Annotated in this window: 18 protein-coding genes; 8 read left to right on the forward strand and 10 right to left on the reverse strand. The window is 73.3% G+C overall.

What is annotated here, in order from left to right; genetic code table 11:
• Positions 1–33: 33 nt before the first annotated feature.
• Positions 34–390, reverse strand: coding sequence for a hypothetical protein (locus ACQPYE_RS20275; RefSeq protein ID WP_498713396.1), 357 nt, complete (start codon positions 388–390; stop codon positions 34–36).
• 67 nt (positions 391–457) lie between these two features.
• Here ACQPYE_RS20275 and ACQPYE_RS20280 point away from each other — a divergent pair, with 67 nt between their 5' ends.
• Together ACQPYE_RS20280 and ACQPYE_RS20285 are read left to right on the forward strand one after the other, a co-directional pair.
• Positions 458–1234, forward strand: a complete 777-nt coding sequence (locus tag ACQPYE_RS20280) for a glycerophosphodiester phosphodiesterase family protein (protein ID WP_498713398.1) — start codon at positions 458–460, stop codon at positions 1232–1234.
• A 138-nt stretch (positions 1235–1372) separates the two neighbouring features.
• The gene (locus tag ACQPYE_RS20285; RefSeq protein WP_498713400.1) at positions 1373–2770 is read left to right on the forward strand and encodes an MFS transporter; all 1398 of its coding nucleotides are present in this window, start codon (positions 1373–1375) and stop codon (positions 2768–2770) included.
• Positions 2771–2815: 45 nt separating this feature from the next.
• On the opposite strand, the gene ACQPYE_RS20290 is transcribed toward ACQPYE_RS20285, so the two are convergent.
• Positions 2816–3562 (reverse strand): hypothetical protein, encoded by a 747-nt coding sequence (locus ACQPYE_RS20290; protein ID WP_498713402.1) that lies wholly within the window; start codon positions 3560–3562, stop codon positions 2816–2818.
• Positions 3559–3873 carry a PadR family transcriptional regulator gene (locus ACQPYE_RS20295; RefSeq protein WP_498722952.1) on the reverse strand — a complete coding sequence of 105 codons (315 nt, stop codon included), beginning with the start codon at positions 3871–3873 and terminating at the stop codon, positions 3559–3561. The genes ACQPYE_RS20290 and ACQPYE_RS20295 overlap by 4 nt, the downstream gene beginning before the upstream one ends.
• A gap of 210 nt (positions 3874–4083) precedes the next feature.
• Here ACQPYE_RS20295 and ACQPYE_RS20300 point away from each other — a divergent pair, with 210 nt between their 5' ends.
• The 4 genes from ACQPYE_RS20300 (at position 4084) to ACQPYE_RS20315 (ending at position 6904) form a co-directional block, all read left to right on the forward strand.
• Positions 4084–4803 (forward strand): thymidine kinase, encoded by a 720-nt coding sequence (locus tag ACQPYE_RS20300; protein WP_123741475.1) that lies wholly within the window; start codon positions 4084–4086, stop codon positions 4801–4803.
• A 121-nt stretch (positions 4804–4924) separates the two neighbouring features.
• Positions 4925–5530 carry a helix-turn-helix domain-containing protein gene (locus tag ACQPYE_RS20305; RefSeq protein WP_498713404.1) on the forward strand — a complete coding sequence of 202 codons (606 nt, stop codon included), beginning with the start codon at positions 4925–4927 and terminating at the stop codon, positions 5528–5530.
• Positions 5531–5618: 88 nt separating this feature from the next.
• Positions 5619–6089 carry an NUDIX hydrolase gene (locus tag ACQPYE_RS20310; protein ID WP_498713406.1) on the forward strand — a complete coding sequence of 157 codons (471 nt, stop codon included), beginning with the start codon at positions 5619–5621 and terminating at the stop codon, positions 6087–6089.
• Between the two features lie 470 nt (positions 6090–6559).
• On the forward strand, positions 6560–6904 hold the full coding sequence (locus ACQPYE_RS20315) for an RNA polymerase-binding protein RbpA (RefSeq protein ID WP_344037057.1): 345 nt from the start codon (positions 6560–6562) through the stop codon (positions 6902–6904).
• 70 nt (positions 6905–6974) lie between these two features.
• On the opposite strand, the gene ACQPYE_RS20320 is transcribed toward ACQPYE_RS20315, so the two are convergent.
• Positions 6975–7769: a polyprenol monophosphomannose synthase gene (locus ACQPYE_RS20320; RefSeq protein WP_498713408.1), complete on the reverse strand. Its 795-nt coding sequence runs from the start codon at positions 7767–7769 to the stop codon at positions 6975–6977.
• Positions 7744–9351, reverse strand: coding sequence for an apolipoprotein N-acyltransferase (lnt, locus tag ACQPYE_RS20325; RefSeq protein WP_498713412.1), 1608 nt, complete (start codon positions 9349–9351; stop codon positions 7744–7746). The genes ACQPYE_RS20320 and lnt overlap by 26 nt, the downstream gene beginning before the upstream one ends.
• 291 nt (positions 9352–9642) lie before the next feature.
• Here lnt and ACQPYE_RS20330 point away from each other — a divergent pair, with 291 nt between their 5' ends.
• Positions 9643–9828 carry a PspC domain-containing protein gene (locus ACQPYE_RS20330; RefSeq protein WP_498713413.1) on the forward strand — a complete coding sequence of 62 codons (186 nt, stop codon included), beginning with the start codon at positions 9643–9645 and terminating at the stop codon, positions 9826–9828.
• Here the strand turns inward: ACQPYE_RS20330 and ACQPYE_RS20335 are convergent.
• Both ACQPYE_RS20335 and ACQPYE_RS20340 read right to left on the reverse strand, forming a co-directional pair.
• Positions 9822–10568 (reverse strand): TetR/AcrR family transcriptional regulator, encoded by a 747-nt coding sequence (locus ACQPYE_RS20335; RefSeq protein ID WP_498713414.1) that lies wholly within the window; start codon positions 10566–10568, stop codon positions 9822–9824. The genes ACQPYE_RS20330 and ACQPYE_RS20335 overlap by 7 nt on opposite strands.
• 10 nt (positions 10569–10578) lie before the next feature.
• Positions 10579–10944: a GntR family transcriptional regulator gene (locus ACQPYE_RS20340; protein WP_123741469.1), complete on the reverse strand. Its 366-nt coding sequence runs from the start codon at positions 10942–10944 to the stop codon at positions 10579–10581.
• Between the two features lie 98 nt (positions 10945–11042).
• Here ACQPYE_RS20340 and ACQPYE_RS20345 point away from each other — a divergent pair, with 98 nt between their 5' ends.
• The gene (locus ACQPYE_RS20345) at positions 11043–11468 is read left to right on the forward strand and encodes a hypothetical protein (RefSeq protein WP_498713416.1); all 426 of its coding nucleotides are present in this window, start codon (positions 11043–11045) and stop codon (positions 11466–11468) included.
• On the opposite strand, the gene kal is transcribed toward ACQPYE_RS20345, so the two are convergent.
• The 3 genes from kal to kamD are packed head-to-tail and all read right to left on the reverse strand — an operon-like array spanning position 11465 to position 14255.
• Positions 11465–11854, reverse strand: a complete 390-nt coding sequence (gene kal, locus ACQPYE_RS20350; protein ID WP_498713418.1) for a 3-aminobutyryl-CoA ammonia lyase — start codon at positions 11852–11854, stop codon at positions 11465–11467. The genes ACQPYE_RS20345 and kal overlap by 4 nt on opposite strands.
• Positions 11851–12690 (reverse strand): lysine 5,6-aminomutase subunit beta, encoded by an 840-nt coding sequence (gene kamE, locus ACQPYE_RS20355; protein WP_498713420.1) that lies wholly within the window; start codon positions 12688–12690, stop codon positions 11851–11853. Before kamE ends, kal begins: the two co-directional genes overlap by 4 nt.
• On the reverse strand, positions 12687–14255 hold the full coding sequence (gene kamD, locus ACQPYE_RS20360) for a lysine 5,6-aminomutase subunit alpha (protein WP_498713422.1): 1569 nt from the start codon (positions 14253–14255) through the stop codon (positions 12687–12689). The genes kamE and kamD overlap by 4 nt, the downstream gene beginning before the upstream one ends.
• Positions 14256–14368: the final 113 nt, after the last annotated feature.

A 14368-nucleotide genomic window follows, 5' to 3' on the forward strand; every position in this document is an offset into this window, starting at 1 on the left:
CGAGACCACACGCGGGGGGCAAGCCGACACCGGTCAGCGCAACCGCTCCAGACCACGCGCGGTGTCCACCAGTTCCGCCGCCAGCCGCCGCAACTCGGCCGCGTCGGCGCCGTCCGCGGCGGCGGTGGCGACGTCCTCCGCGGCGCACCGCAGTTGGAACAGCCGGTCCTGCAGGTCGGCCAACTCCCCCGCGGACAGCACGACGGCGTCCTCGGGCAGGCCGCCGCGCTGCACGGCGGCACGGCGTTCGTAGGCGCGTTGGCGGCAGGGTTGCGCGCAGTAGCGGCGAGGCCGGCCGATCCGGCCGCTGTCGGGCAGGCGGCGTCCGCACCAGGCGCAGTGCCTGGCTTCCTCCCGGCGTGCCGCGACGGGCTCGGTCACCAGCTCCATGGCGGGCGACGGTATCCGGCTACCCACCGGTCACCGCCGCGCCACGCCGCCAGGGCAGACTCCGGGTGTGACCGCGACGCACCCGTACCTGTCCGGACCGCTCCCCCGCGCGTTCGCCCACCGGGGCTGGCACCTCGACGAGCTGTCGGGGATGGAGAACTCGCTGGCCGCGTTCCGCCGCGCCCGCCAGGAGGGCTACCGGTACCTGGAGACCGACGTGCACGCCACCTCCGACGGCGTGGTCGTGGTGCACCACGACGCGACGTTGGACCGCACGACCGACGGGACGGGCCCGGTGGCCGGGCAGCCGTGGTCGGCGGTGCGGCGGGCCAACGTGGGCGGGCGGGAACCGGTCACCAGGCTGGAGGACCTGCTGGAGGACCTGCCCGACGCGTGGGTGAACATCGACGTGAAGGCCGACTCGGCGGTGGTGCCGGTGCTGGAGGCGCTGCGCCGCACCGACTCGCTGCGCCGGGTGTGCCTGGCGTCGTTCTCGGAGAAGCGGCTGGCCCGGTTGCGGCGCCTGGGCGGCCCGGGGCTGCTGACGTCGATGGGGCCGCGGTCGGCGGGCGCGCTGTGGGCGGCGGGGCGGGTGCCGCTGGTGGGGCTGCCGGTGCGGGGCATGGTGGCGCAGGTGCCGGTGAGGCAGGGCCGGCTGCTGGTGGTGGACGGCCGGTTCGTGGCCGCCGCGCACCGCCGGAGCCTGGAGGTGCACGTGTGGACCGTCGACGACGGGGCGGAGATGCGGCGGCTGCTGGACCTGGGCGTGGACGGGCTGGTCACCGACCGGCCCGACCGGCTGCGGGACGTGCTGGTCGACCGGGGGGCCTGGGCGGACCGCTGACGGTGGCCGCCCTGCCGTGGCCGCCCTGCCGCCGACCGTGGAGGGCCGGGCACGCCGCGTGACGTGCGGACGGCCGGTTGGCAACAGCTTGGTGGTGATCACCACCAACGGGTGGCGGGCGATATACAGTCCGCCCCCATGAGCGTGGCCGACAGCACCGCACCCGCCGTGGACCGCAAGCGGGAACAGCGCGGGTGGACCTGGTACGACTGGGCGAACTCGGTGTTCCCCACCTCGGTGGTCACCGTGTTCCTCTCCGGCTACCTCACCGCCGTGGCCAAGGAGGCGGCCGTCGCCGACACCGCCCGCAACGGCCCGGACGCCTGCGCCGACGGGTCGCTGCGGCAGTGCGACATCTCCCTGTTCGGCGCCTACTTCCCGGCCGGGTCGCTGTGGGGCTACCTGCTGTCGATCGCGACCCTCGTGCAGGTCGTGGTGCTGCCGGTGATGGGCGCGATCGCCGACCGCACCCAGAACAAGCGGCGCATGCTCGGCGGGCTGGCGTTCACCGGCTCGGTCGCGACGGTCGCGCTGGCCGCGGTCGGCGGCGACAACTGGCACCTCGGCGTCGCGCTGTTCGTCCTGGGCAACATCTGCTACGGCGCGTCCGTCGTCGTGTACTACGCGTTCCTGCCGGAGATCGCCGCCCCCGACGAGCGCGACGCGGTGTCCACCCGCGGCTGGGCGTTCGGGTACCTCGGCGGCGGTCTGGCGCTGGCGGTGCAGCTGGCGCTGTTCGTCGGTCACGACGCGATCGGGTTGAGCGAGGGCGCGGCGGTCCGCGTCGGGTTCGTGTTCTCGGGCCTGTGGTGGGCGGGGTTCACGCTCATCCCGCTCAAGCGGCTCAAGCGGCACCAGCCGCCGCACGGCTCCGAGTCGGGCGCGTCGGTCGTCACCGCCGGGTTCGCCGAGCTGCGCCAGACGGTCAAGCAGGCCCGCCTGTTCCCGCTGACGCTGGCGTTCCTGGGCACCTACCTCATCTACACCGACGGCATCGCCACCGTCGCCAACGTCTCGGCCCAGTACGGGCGCGACGAGCTGCTGCTCGACGAGACGGTGCTGATCACCACGATCCTGATCGTGCAGTTCGTCGCGTTCCTGGGCGGCATGCTGCACGGGCGGGTGGCGAGGTCGTGGGGCGCGAAGCGCACGATCATGGTGAGCCTGTGCGTGTGGATCGTGGTGGTCGCGGCGGCGTTCTTCGTGCAGGCCGGGCAGCAGGTCCAGTTCTACGGGCTCGCGGTGGGCATCGGCCTGGTGCTGGGCGGCACGAACGCGTTGTCGCGGTCGCTGTTCAGCCAGATGATCCCGCCCGGCCGGGAGGCGCAGTACTTCTCGCTCTACGAGGTCGGCGAGCGGTCCACGTCGTGGCTGGGTCCGCTGGTGTTCGCCGGGGTCGGCCAGGCGACCGGGTCGTTCCGGCTGGCGATCGTGTCGCTGGTGGTGTTCTTCGTCGTCGGGTTCGTGCTGATGATCTTCGTGCCGGTGCGCAGGGCGATCGCCGCGTCCGGCAACCCGGTGCCCGCCAAGGTGTGACCGGGCCCCTCCCGCCCGGGTCCCCCGACCCGGGTGGGAGGGCCGTCACGCGGCGGGCACGGGCGTGCGGGCCCTCCAGGGCCGCGCCACCGCCACCACGACCGCGGTGATCAGCCACGCCACCAGCATCGTCCTGGTCGACAGCGCCGGGGCGGACACCACCGACGCCACGCCCGCGACCATCCCGACCGGTGCGACCGCCCACCACAGCCGCGGCGCCGGCGGCGCCTCCCGGTGGAACCCCGCCACCACCGCCGCGGCCGTCAGCAGCGCCGGGGCGTGCCACAGCGCCGCCACCCACGGCGGGAACCCGGCCGCCACCGTCCCCACCGCCGGCGCCAGCGACACCGCCCCCAGCAGCCCGCCCGCGACCCGGCCCCAGGCGCGACGGCCCGCGACCAGCGCCGCGAACGCCATCGCGGCCAGGGCGTCGTACCACCAGCCCGGCACGTCGCCGGCGACACCGACCCGGGCGGTCACCGTCCACGACTGCGACGCCGCCACCAGCTGCCCCAGCAGCCCGGCCAGCGCCAGCACCCTCAGCGCGGTGCCCGCCGCGCGCCGGTCGCCCAGCCGCACCCGCACGGCCAGCGCCAGCGTCGCGCCCGTCTCGCCCCACCCCGGCCAGCCGTGCTCCCGGTCCAGGTCGTCGGTGCGGTCGGCCAGGAAGATGCCGACCATCTCCTCCTCGCGCCCGGCCCGGTACCAGGCGGGCAGCACCCGCAGCAGCGCCCGGTAGCGGCGTTCCAGGTTCGAGCCCCCGGCGTCGGGTCCCCCGGCGTCCGACCTCACAGCGCACCCCTCGCCTGGAGCACCGACGACGCGGCGCGCACGTTCGCCGACAACCGGGCCACCTCCGCCGACAGCACCCGCACCCCGGCGTCGGTCAGCCGGTAGTAGCGGCGCAGCCGACCCTGGTGCACCTCCTCGCGGTCCCGCTCGGCCAGGCCCTCGGCGACCAGCCGGTCCAGCACCCCGTAGAGGGTGCCGACCCGCAGCCGCATCCGGCCCTCCGACAGCCCGTCGACCGCACGCACGATCGCGTAGCCGTGCAACGGCTCCTCCGCCAAGGCGGTGAGCACCAGGAACACCTGCTCCGACATAGCTCTCACACCGCAGGTTATACCGCTTCGCGATATATCTCGGCAACAATTCTGGATACTTGATGTCCAGGACACGCCGTCACCCTCATCGACGTCGTCACGGCCGTCGAGGGCGCCGACCCCGCGTTCCGGTGCACGGAGATCCGCGCGGGCCCCCCGGGGCAAGGCCGGGACACCGGCGGCCGGCGCCGCGCATTAGGGTGGCCCGCCGTGGAACCGATCATCACCTCCCCGGACCCGACCGACGCGCTGTCCTCCGTGCCCGCCGCCGGGGCCGGTCGCGGGCTGCCGCCCACGGGGCGGCTGCGGTTCTTCTTCGGGCCGATGGACTGCGGCAAGTCGACGCTGGCCCTGCAGATCGACCACAACCAGGCCCGGCAGGGCCGCCGGGGACTGCTGCTGGTGCGCCACGACCGCTCCGGCACGCCCACCATCTCCAGCCGCATGGGCCTGGTCCGCCACGCCCTGGAGGTCCACGAGGACATGGACCTGTGCGCGCTGGTGCGGGAGCACTGGTCGCGGGGCAGCCGGGTGGACTACGTGATCGTCGACGAGGCCCAGTTCCTCTCCGCCGAGCAGGTCGACCAGCTCGCCGAGCTCGCCGACGACGCCCACCTCGAGGTCTACTGCTTCGGCCTGGCCACCGACTTCCGCAGCGCCCTGTTCCCGGGCTCGCAGCGGCTGTTCGAGCTGGCCGACGAGCTCAACGCCATCCAGGTCGAGGTGCTGTGCTGGTGCGGCCGGCCGGGCCGGTTCAACGCCCGCGTGCACGACGGCGACGTGGTGCGCGCCGGGGACACGGTGCTGGTCGCCGACACTGTCGCCGCCGACACCGCGGAGGTCCGCTACCAGGTGCTGTGCCGCACCCACTACCGCACCGGCGACCTCGGGCCGCACCCGGTGGACGACCGGCAGCTCAGCCTCACCTGACCCGGCCGGACCGGACCCGGTCGGACGCGCCGGCCCGGCTGGACGCGCCGGCCCGGCTGGACACCCGCGACCCCGGCGTCCCACACTGGGCAATCCGAAGTTGCCGATTCCGGGACGGGACATGACCGACGCCGACGACCTGCCCGACATCCCCGCCGACGACCCGACCGACGAGGTGCTGGACAAGGTCGGCGAGCGGCTGCGCCACATCCGCACGAGCCGGGGCGCGACGCTGGCCGACCTGGCGGAGGCGACGGGGATCTCCAAGAGCACCCTGTCGCGCCTGGAGTCGGGGCAGCGGCGGCCGAGCCTGGAGCTGCTGCTGCCGATCGCGCGGGCGCACCGCGTGCCGCTCGACGAGCTGGTGGGCGCGCCGCCGGTCGGCGATCCGCGAATCCGGCCGGTGCCGGTCCGCCGCAACGGCATGACGGTGCTGCCGCTGACCCAGCAGCCGGGCGGCCTGCAGGCGTTCAAGATGATCATCCCGGACCGGGGCGAGCCGGATCCGCGCACGCACACCGGCTACGAGTGGCTCTACGTGCTGTCGGGGCGGCTGCGGCTGGTGCTGGCCGACCACGACGTGGTGCTGGCGGCCGGCGAGGCGGCGGAGTTCGACACGCGGCTGCCGCACTGGTTCGGCCCGGCGGGCCCGGAGCCGGTGGAGATCCTGAGCCTGTTCGGCAAGCAGGGCGAGCAGATCCACATGCGCACCCGGCGCCGGACGTGACGCGCCGGGGCCGTCACACTGTGCGCATGGGCACAGGGCGGGCGGGGACCGGACGTGTGGCGGGCGGGCGTGGGACGGGGTGTCGGGCGTGACGGGCGGGCGCAGCGCCGGGATCCTGTTGCACCGGGTGGTCGACGGGGAGCCGCAGGTGCTGCTGGGGCACATGGGCGGCCCGTTCTGGGCGCGCAAGGACGAGGGCGCGTGGTCGATCCCCAAGGGCGAGCCCGACGACGGGGAGGACCTGGAGGCGACCGCGCGGCGGGAGTTCGCCGAGGAGCTGGGGTTGCCGGTGCCCGAGGGCGAGCTGGTGCCGTTGGGCGAGGTCCGGCAGTCCGGCGGCAAGGTGGTGACCGCGTGGGCGCTGGAGGGCGACCTGGACCCCGGACGGGTGGTTCCGGGGACGTTCACCCTGGAGTGGCCGCGCGGGTCCGGGACGGTGCGGGAGTTCCCCGAGGTGGACCGGGTGGCCTGGTTTCCGCTGGCCCAGGCGCGGGTAAAAGTGGTGAAGGCCCAACGGGAGCTGCTCGACCGGCTCGCCGAGATGCACTCTTTCGGGTGACACTGACGTTATCGAACGGATAAAGCGTCCGAGTGGACGTTTGGGTGCGGTCCGGACGGGTGATTCATCCTCATGTCCGCCACCGAGCACACTCGCCCGGCCACCCTGAGTGGCGGGAAGCCGTTACACCCGCGAAATAACTTTGCGTGACCGTAACCATGACGGACGTCACTACCGGCCAGTTAAACCCGCCGTAACGTCGCCCTGTGTGGTCGGTCTAAGCTGTCGCAGCCGCACGTCTTCTGCCAGGACTGCTCCATCAGTGTGATGGGGTCGCCCGGCAGCTTGATAACGCGTCACGATCCGGCCGCGATTGCATCCCTTAGGAGGAAGCCTTCGTTGACGGGTGAAAGACGTCACTGTGGGCGACGATGACCGTGAAGCCGGGAACGAACGGAGCAGTCCGATCGTTGCACTCGGTGAGCAACAAGCCTGGGCCCCGGCCCTGAGCCGAGCGAAAGGACACCGCCATGGCCGACCGCGTTCTACGGGGTAGCCGGCTCGGAGCAGTCAGCTACGAGACCGACCGCAATCACGACCTCGCCCCGCGCCGGTCGGTGCGGTACGCCTGCCCCAAGGGCCACGACTTCGAGGTCCCGTTCTCCGACGACGCCGAGATCCCGCACACCTGGGAGTGCCGTCTCCACGGCCAGGAGTCGAAGATCATCGACGGCGCCGAGCCGGAGGCGAAGAAGATCAAGCCGCCGCGCACGCACTGGGACATGCTCCTGGAGCGGCGCACGATCCCGGAGCTCGAAGAGCTGCTGGACGAGCGGCTCGAGGAGCTGAAGGGGCGGCGCACCCGCACCGCCTGACCGCGTCGACGTGCGAGGGGCCCGCCGGAATCCGTTCCGGCGGGCCCCTCCGCGTTCGCGCGGGTCGTGCTCAGCGGCTGCTGGGGGTCTTGGCCTTCTTCGGGATGATCAGGTCCCGCAGCTGGGTGCCGCGGCGCCGCAGACCCCACTTGGTGACCCGGATGAGCGCCTCGCGGACGATGTCGCCGCTCATCTTGGACACGCCGATCTCACGCTCGGTGAACGTGATGGGCACTTCGACGACCCGGTAGCCCAGTTCGATCGTGCGCCAGCCGAGGTCGATCTGGAAGCAGTAGCCGGCCGAGGCGACGTTGTGCAGGTTGAGGTTGCGCAGCACGTCGGTGCGGTAGGCGCGGAAGCCCGCGGTGATGTCCTTGACCGACGCGCCCAGCGCGAGCCTGGAGTACAGGTTGGCGCCGCGGGAGAGGAACTCGCGCTTCTTGGGCCAGTTCACCACGGTGCCGCCGGGCACGTAGCGGGAGCCGATCACGAGGTCGGCGTCCCGCAGGGCGTCGAGCATGCGCGGCAGGTCCTCGGGGGCGTGGGAGCCGTCGGCGTCCATCTCCACGAGCACCTGGTAGCCGCGTTCCGTGCCCCAGCCGAACCCGGCGATGTAGGCCGCGCCGAGCCCTGCTTTCTCCGTGCGGTGCAGCACGTGCACGCGGTCGTCGGCGGCGGCCAGCTCGTCGGCCAGCTGTCCTGTGCCGTCGGGGCTGCCGTCGTCGACCACGAGGGCGTGCACGTCAGGCAGCGCGGTGTGCAGCCGCCGCACGATCTTCCCGATGTTGTCCCGCTCGTTGTAGGTCGGGATCACCACCAGCACCGGCCCGAGCTCGCGGTCAGGCTGCGCCTGCTGGTCCGCCATCCGTGTCCTCCTCGCCGACCCCCGCACCAGGGGTCGGACGCGTCCGTCGTCGTGTCGTTGTCAAGGCGATCGCCACGGCCATCAGGCCCAGAGCGGTCATCACCCACTCGGGCCATGCGCCGAGCCGGGTGGCCAGCGTAGCCTCCCCCCGCAGCGGGACGGTGGCCACCAGCGCGTCGGCGGTGAACATGCCGGTCCGCTGCGTGACGGCCCCGTCGGGCGCGACGATCGCGGACACGCCGCTCGTCGCGGACACGATCACCGCTTTGCCGTGTTCGACGGCGCGGACGCGGGACATGGCCAGCTGCTGGTAGGTCATCTCGGTGTAGCCGAAGGTGGCGTTGTTGGTGGGGATGGCGATGAGGTTCGCGCCCTCGGTGACGGAGTCGCGGACGACGCCGTCGAACGCGACTTCGTAGCAGGTGTCGATGGCGACCTTCGCGGGGCCCATGGTGAAGCCCTCGGGGTCGGTGCCGGGTTGGAAGGTGCCGGCGCGGTCGACGGCGTCGGTGAAGATCCGGAAGAACCCGCGGTAGGGCATGGTCTCGCCGAAGGGCTGCAACTGCCGCTTGGTGTAGGTGTCGGTGGGGCCGACGCCGGGTTCGTAGAGCACGACGGTGTTGCGGGGCAGCTTGTCGTCGGGGTCGATGACGACGGCGCCGACGGCGATGGGCGCGCGGATGGCCTCGGTGGCGCGTTGGATCTGGTTGGCGGCGTCGACGTTGCGGAAGGGGTCGATGTCGGAGGAGTTCTCCGGCCAGATGACCAGGTCGGGCTGCTCGGCGCGGCCGGCGCGGATGTCGTCGGCGAGCTTCAGGGTGCGGGCGACGTGGTTGTCGAGCACGGCGCGGCGTTGGGCGTTGAAGTCGAGGCCGGCGCGGGGCACGTTGCCCTGGACGGCGGCGACGGTGGCGACGCCCTGGTCGGGGTCGGTGTGCACGAGGGCGGTGGCCGCGAGACCGGCGGCGAGGGGCAGCACGAGCGCGGGCGCACCGACCCGCCAGTCGCGGACCAGGTGGGCGGCCCCGAGGCCGGTGAGGGCGACGGCGAACCCGATCAGGGGCGCTCCGCCGATCGAGGCCAGCGGCAGGTACCAGCCTTCGGGTTGGCCGAAGGCGATCTTGCCCCAGGGGAAGCCGCCGAAGGGCACGACGGCGCGCAGGGCCTCGTCGGCGACCCACACCAGCGCCATCCACAGCGGCGCGAGGGGCAGGCGGGACACCGCGGCCATCGCCGCGGTGCCGACGGCGACGAGCAGCGCGCACAGCAGGGCCAGGGGCAGCCAGGCGATGAGGCCGACGAACTCGCCGGTCCAGCGCAGCAGGGGCGCCATGAACGCCAGCCCCCACACCAGGCCGAGGCCGAACCCGGCGCGGGCGCGGCGTCCGTGCAGCAGCAGGCCGAGGACGGCGAAGCCGAGGGGCGCGAGCCACCAGGTCGTGCGCGGGGGGAAGCTGAGGAACACCGCGGCCCCGCCGGCGGCGGCGAGGAGCGTCCGCAGCAGCGTGCCGCGCACGTCCCGGCGGCGGGCGGGGGGCGTGTCGGCGACGGGTTGATCCGGCGTCACGGGGGCTGCGACCACCGGTTCAGCCTACGAGCCGCCGGTCGCGCCCCCACCGCCGACCCGTGCCGCCACCTCACCCGACGCGGTACCGGTAGGCGATGACCGTGAGGTCCTCCCCCCGCCGGCGACCAGGGGCGCGTGAGGTCGTGCTCGCCGTGCCCAGGTGTGTGCACGGACGGGTGACGGCGTGGTGGGGGTGGACGTGCGGGGCGGGGTGGGGTTGCCCTGGGGTTGGGTTGTGGCTGGTGGGGGTAGGAAATCAGGGTTCCCACCGATGTGGTGGTGTTCGGGCGCGGGGAAGGTGGAGGTATGACCACGTTGACCAGGCCGCAGGACCGGAAGATGATCGCGGGTGTGTGTGCGGGGCTGGCGGCCCGGTACGGGTGGAAGGCGAACACGGTGCGGTTGGTGTTCGTGCTGTCCTGCCTGCTGCCGGGGCCGCAGTTCCTGATCTACCTGGTGTTGTGGGTGATGATGCCCAAGCGCCCCTACTGACGGCTCTCGACGAGGGCCTGCACGCCGTCCAGGACGCGGTCCAGGCCGAAGGTGAACGCGTGGTCGCCGTCGTAGGCGGCGCCGTGGGTCTGGCCGGCGGCGGCGCCGACCCGGGTGGCCAGGGGGAACCGGGCCGGGTCGAGGACCCGGGCGAGCAGCGGCGCGGCGCTCTGCCACCACTGCTCGTCGGTGAGGCCGGTGCGGGCCCGGGTGCGGGCGGCGTCGACGGTGACGCGGGCGGCGGAGCGGACGTGGGCCAGGACCAGGGTGAGGACGGAGTCCATCTCCAGGTCGGTGAGGCCGATGCCGTCCACGGCGCGCAGCTCGTAGTCGTACTTGGCGATGACGTGGGGGCCCAGGACGGCCCGGTCGGCGGGGAGCTGCAACAGCCAGGGGTGGCGCAGGTGCAGGTCGCGGTTGTCGCGGGCGATGCGGGCGAGACGGCCACGCCACCCGCCGGGCACGTCGTCGGGGCGGGGTGTCTCGCCGTGCACGGCGTCGACCATGGCGTCGAGGAGCTCGGCCTTGCCCGGGACGTGGGTGTAGAGGGACATGGTGCCGACGCCGAGGGTGTCGGCGACACGGCGCATGGACAGCGCGGAGAGCCCCTCGGTGTCGGCGAGGTCGACGGCGGCGGTGACGATGCGGTCCACCCCGAGGTCCTTGCGGGCGGCACGGCCGCCGGTGCGCCACAGCACGGCGAGGGTGCGGGCGGGGTCGCCGTCGGGTTCGGTGGCCACGGGCCTCACCCTACGGGTGGTGGGTGTCGGTGAGGGCGGCGCGGACGATGTCGAGGGCTTCGTCGCCGGTGAGGCCTTGCTCGCGGGCGGTGGCGGCGTAGGCGCGGGCGGCGCGCAGGACCCGTTCGCGACCCCGTTGCCCGGCGGCGCTGACGACGGTGCCGGCGCGGCCGCGGGTTTCGATGAGGCCCGCTTCCTCGAGTTCGCGGTAGGCGCGGGCGACGGTGTTGACGGCGAGACCGAGGTCGGCGGCGAGGGCGCGCACGGTGGGCAGGCGGGTGCCGACGGCGAGGTCGCGGTCGGTGATCCGGCGGGCGAACTGGGACCGCACCTGCTCGTAGGGCGGCACGGGTGAGGCCGGGTCGATGCTGATCACGCGTCGATAGTGGCAGAGGACGGCGGGCGCGCGCGCCAGGACCCGGGGAGGTGACGTCGGGTCGCCGGTCGGGCACCGGGCGTGGCAGGGTGGTGGTCGTGTTCCGCCGATCGTTGCTGCTGACCGTGGCTTTGGCCCTGGTCACGGGCGTGGTCGCGGCGGTGGTGCTGTTCGCGCCGGGCCGCCGCGTCACGGGCACGCCCGTCCCGCACTGCACGGTGCTGCAGGTGTTGTCGGACAGCGACGCGCAGATGCGGCGGGTGGCGGAGGGGCTGCGCGGCGACCCTCGGGTGCGGGAGGTGCGCGACGAGCGGACGCAGGCAGACAACCACGCCCGGTTGACGCAGCAGCTGCGGGACTCCGGTCGTGACGACCTGGCCGACGCGGCGCGGGTGGAGCGGACGCCGGCGTCGTTGCGGGTGGTGGAGGCGTTCGGGGTGGACGTCTCGGAGCTGGCCGGGGAGCTGCGGCGGGAGCACCGGGTGAACCTGGAGGACGTGTGCGAGGACCCCGGGGACGGCTAGCGGCGCGGGGGTGCGACGACGGTGCCGCGGGCGCGGGTGACGACGAGGGGCGGGTCGAGGACGTCGGCGGCGGAAGGGCCCCGGTGGGGGGCGCTGCGGCACACGACGCGGGCCTCGAAGTCGATCTCGCGGGAGCGGGTGCCGACGCGGACGAGGGTGGCGGTGGCCTCCACGACGTCGCCGGCCTGCAGGGGTGCGAGGAACTCGACGGCGGAGTAGGCGGCGAAGAGACCTTCGTCGCCGTCGGTGCGGATGAGCAGTTCGGTGGCGACGTCGCCGAACAGGCCGAGCCCGTAGGCGCCGTCGACGAGGTCGCCGCCGTAGTGGGCGTGGGAGTGGGGCACGTAGCGGCGGTGGGTGACGGCGAATCCCTCGGTGAGGCTCACGCGTTCTCCTTGCGGGCGGCGGCGGTCCTGGTCCCGGTGGTCTTGGTTCCCGTTCCGGTGCCGGCGCCGGTCTTCCTGGCCTTGGCCTTGGTGGGCGTGGCGGGGTGGGTGGTGGCGCGGATGGCGTGGGTGAGGTAGCTGGCGACCTCGCCGGGGGTGGTGCCGCGGCCGAACACGCGGTCGACGCCGAGTTCGGCGGCCATGAGCGGGTCGAAGCGGGGTCCGCCGGCGATGAGCAGCGGCCGCCGCTCCCCCATGGCCTCGCGGAACGCGGCGGACATCTCCTGGGTGTTGAGGATGTGCGCGTCGCGTTGGGTGACGACCTGGGAGACCAGGACGGCGTCGGCTTTCTCCGCGCGGGCCCGGCGGACGAGTTCGGGGACGGAGACCTGCGCGCCGAGGTTCACGACGGTGAGCTCGCGGTAGTACTCCAGGCCCTTCTCGCCGGCGAAGCCCTTGATGTTGAGGATGGCGTCGATGCCGACGGTGTGGGCGTCGGTGCCGATGCAGGCGCCGACGACGACGAGTTTGCGGCGCAGCAGCTTCCGCACGGTGGTGTTGATCTCGGCCGGGGACAGCAGCGGGTAGTCGCGTTCGACGACGCGCACGTCGTCGAGGTCGACGAGGTGGCGGACGGAGCCGTAGACGACGAAGAAGGTGAAGTCGTCGCCGATGGGGTGGGAGTGCACGACCATGGCGGGGTCGATGCCCATCTTGTTGGCCAGTTGCTGGGCGGCCCCGTCGGCGTGGGGTCCGGCGGGGATCGGCAGGGTGAAGGAGGTCTGCACCATGCCGTCGCCGGTGGTGTCGCCGTAGGGGCGGACGTGGCGTGTCACGGGTGTGCCTCCAGCAGGTCCGCGGCGGGGTTGAGGTAGTCGTCGGCTTTCACCACGACGCCGTCGGCGCCCTTGCCGCCGGTGGCGGGGCGTTTCATGAGGCCGAAGGTGCCGTCGGCGATGGCGTCGAGCAGGCCGTCGTCGACGATGCGGGCGAGCAGGTCGACGGCTTCGCCGAGGACCTGGTGGGCGCGGGTGACGATGAGGCCGTCGGGCGCGGGCCGGAAGTCCTCGCGCAGGCCGCCGGCGGCGTCCAGGACGTAGCGGACGTTGCGCAGGGCCAGGTCGCGGTCGGACAGGAACGGGGTGACGACGGCTTCGGTCATCATGCCGACGAGCAGGATGGACTGGCCGGTGAGCAGACCGGCGAGGGTGAAGAACCCGTCGAGCAGGTAGCCGTGGAACACGTCGCCGGTCATGTGCTTGGTGGGCGGCATCCACTTGAGCGGCGCGTCGGGGAACAGCTCGCGGGCCAGCAGGGCGTGGGCGAGTTCCAGGCGGAACGACTCGGGCACGGCCGGGTTGATCTCGAAGGCGTGACCGAGGCCCAGGAGGTGGTCGGGCAGGCCGGCTTCGTGGGCGAAGTGCTCGTTGAGCAGTTGGGACACGGTGACGGTGTGCGCGGCGTCGACGGCGTCGGCGGTGGTGAGGTAGTTGTCCTCGCCGGTGTTGATGACGATGCCGGCGCGGGCGTGGACCTGCCGGGAGAAGCGCTGGTCGACGAACGTGCGGATCGGGTTGATGTCGCGGAACAGGATGCCGTACATGGAGTCGTTGAGCATCATGTCCAGGCGTTGCAGGCCGGCCAGGACGGCGATCTCGGGCATGCACAGCCCGGAGGCGTAGTTGGTGAGCCGCACGTACCGGCCGACCTCGTGGGACACCTCGTCCAGGGCGGCGCGCATGATGCGGAAGTTCTCCTGGGTGGCGTAGGTGCCGGCGAAGCCGTGGTGGGTGGCCCCCTCGGGGACGTAGTCGAGCAGGGACTGCCCGGTGGAGCGGATGACGGCGATGATGTCGGCCCCGGCGCGGGCGGCGTTGCGGGCCTGGACGACGTCCTCGTCGATGTCGCCGGTGGCCACGATGAGGTAGATCCAGGGTCGTCGGGGCGGGTCGCCGAGCTTGGCGACGAGCTTGTCGCGCCGGGCGCGGTTGCGGTCCACGGCGCGCAGACCCCTGGTGACGGCGGCCGTGCCGGCCCTGCGCGCCCGCTCCCGGTCGCGGCCGGTGGGCACGGTGTACCGGACCTGCCCGGCGGCGGTGGCCTCGGCCAACTCGGTGAGACCGGCCAGGTCGTGCTCGAGCAGGGCGTGGAAGACGGGCAGCGTGACGCCGTGCTCCAGGCCGCAGTGCTCGCGGACGGTGTCGACGACCCGGTTGACCCAGGGCACGTCGCCGGCGCGGTGGGTGGTGTCCGCGCCGGCGATGCCGGCCAGGCGGAGCGTGGCGCGCTCGACCGCCACCGTGGTGTGGGCCTTCGCGAGGGCCACCACCGGCTCGGCGGCCTTGGCGGCGAGCTCCCGCGCCGTGGCGACCACCTTCGGGTCGAGGTCGAGCAACGCCATCGGGTTCACTCCTGGTGCGTCGGGAAGCGGATGTCGGTGGTGTCGGTGCTGTCGGGCTCGCGGCGGCGGACGCGCGCCGGGCCCGCCTCGGCGTTCACGTCCCGGCCCGACCG

The sequence above is a fragment of the Actinosynnema sp. CA-299493 genome (assembly GCF_050946825.1).
In the GTDB taxonomy this organism is placed as follows: domain Bacteria; phylum Actinomycetota; class Actinomycetes; order Mycobacteriales; family Pseudonocardiaceae; genus Actinosynnema.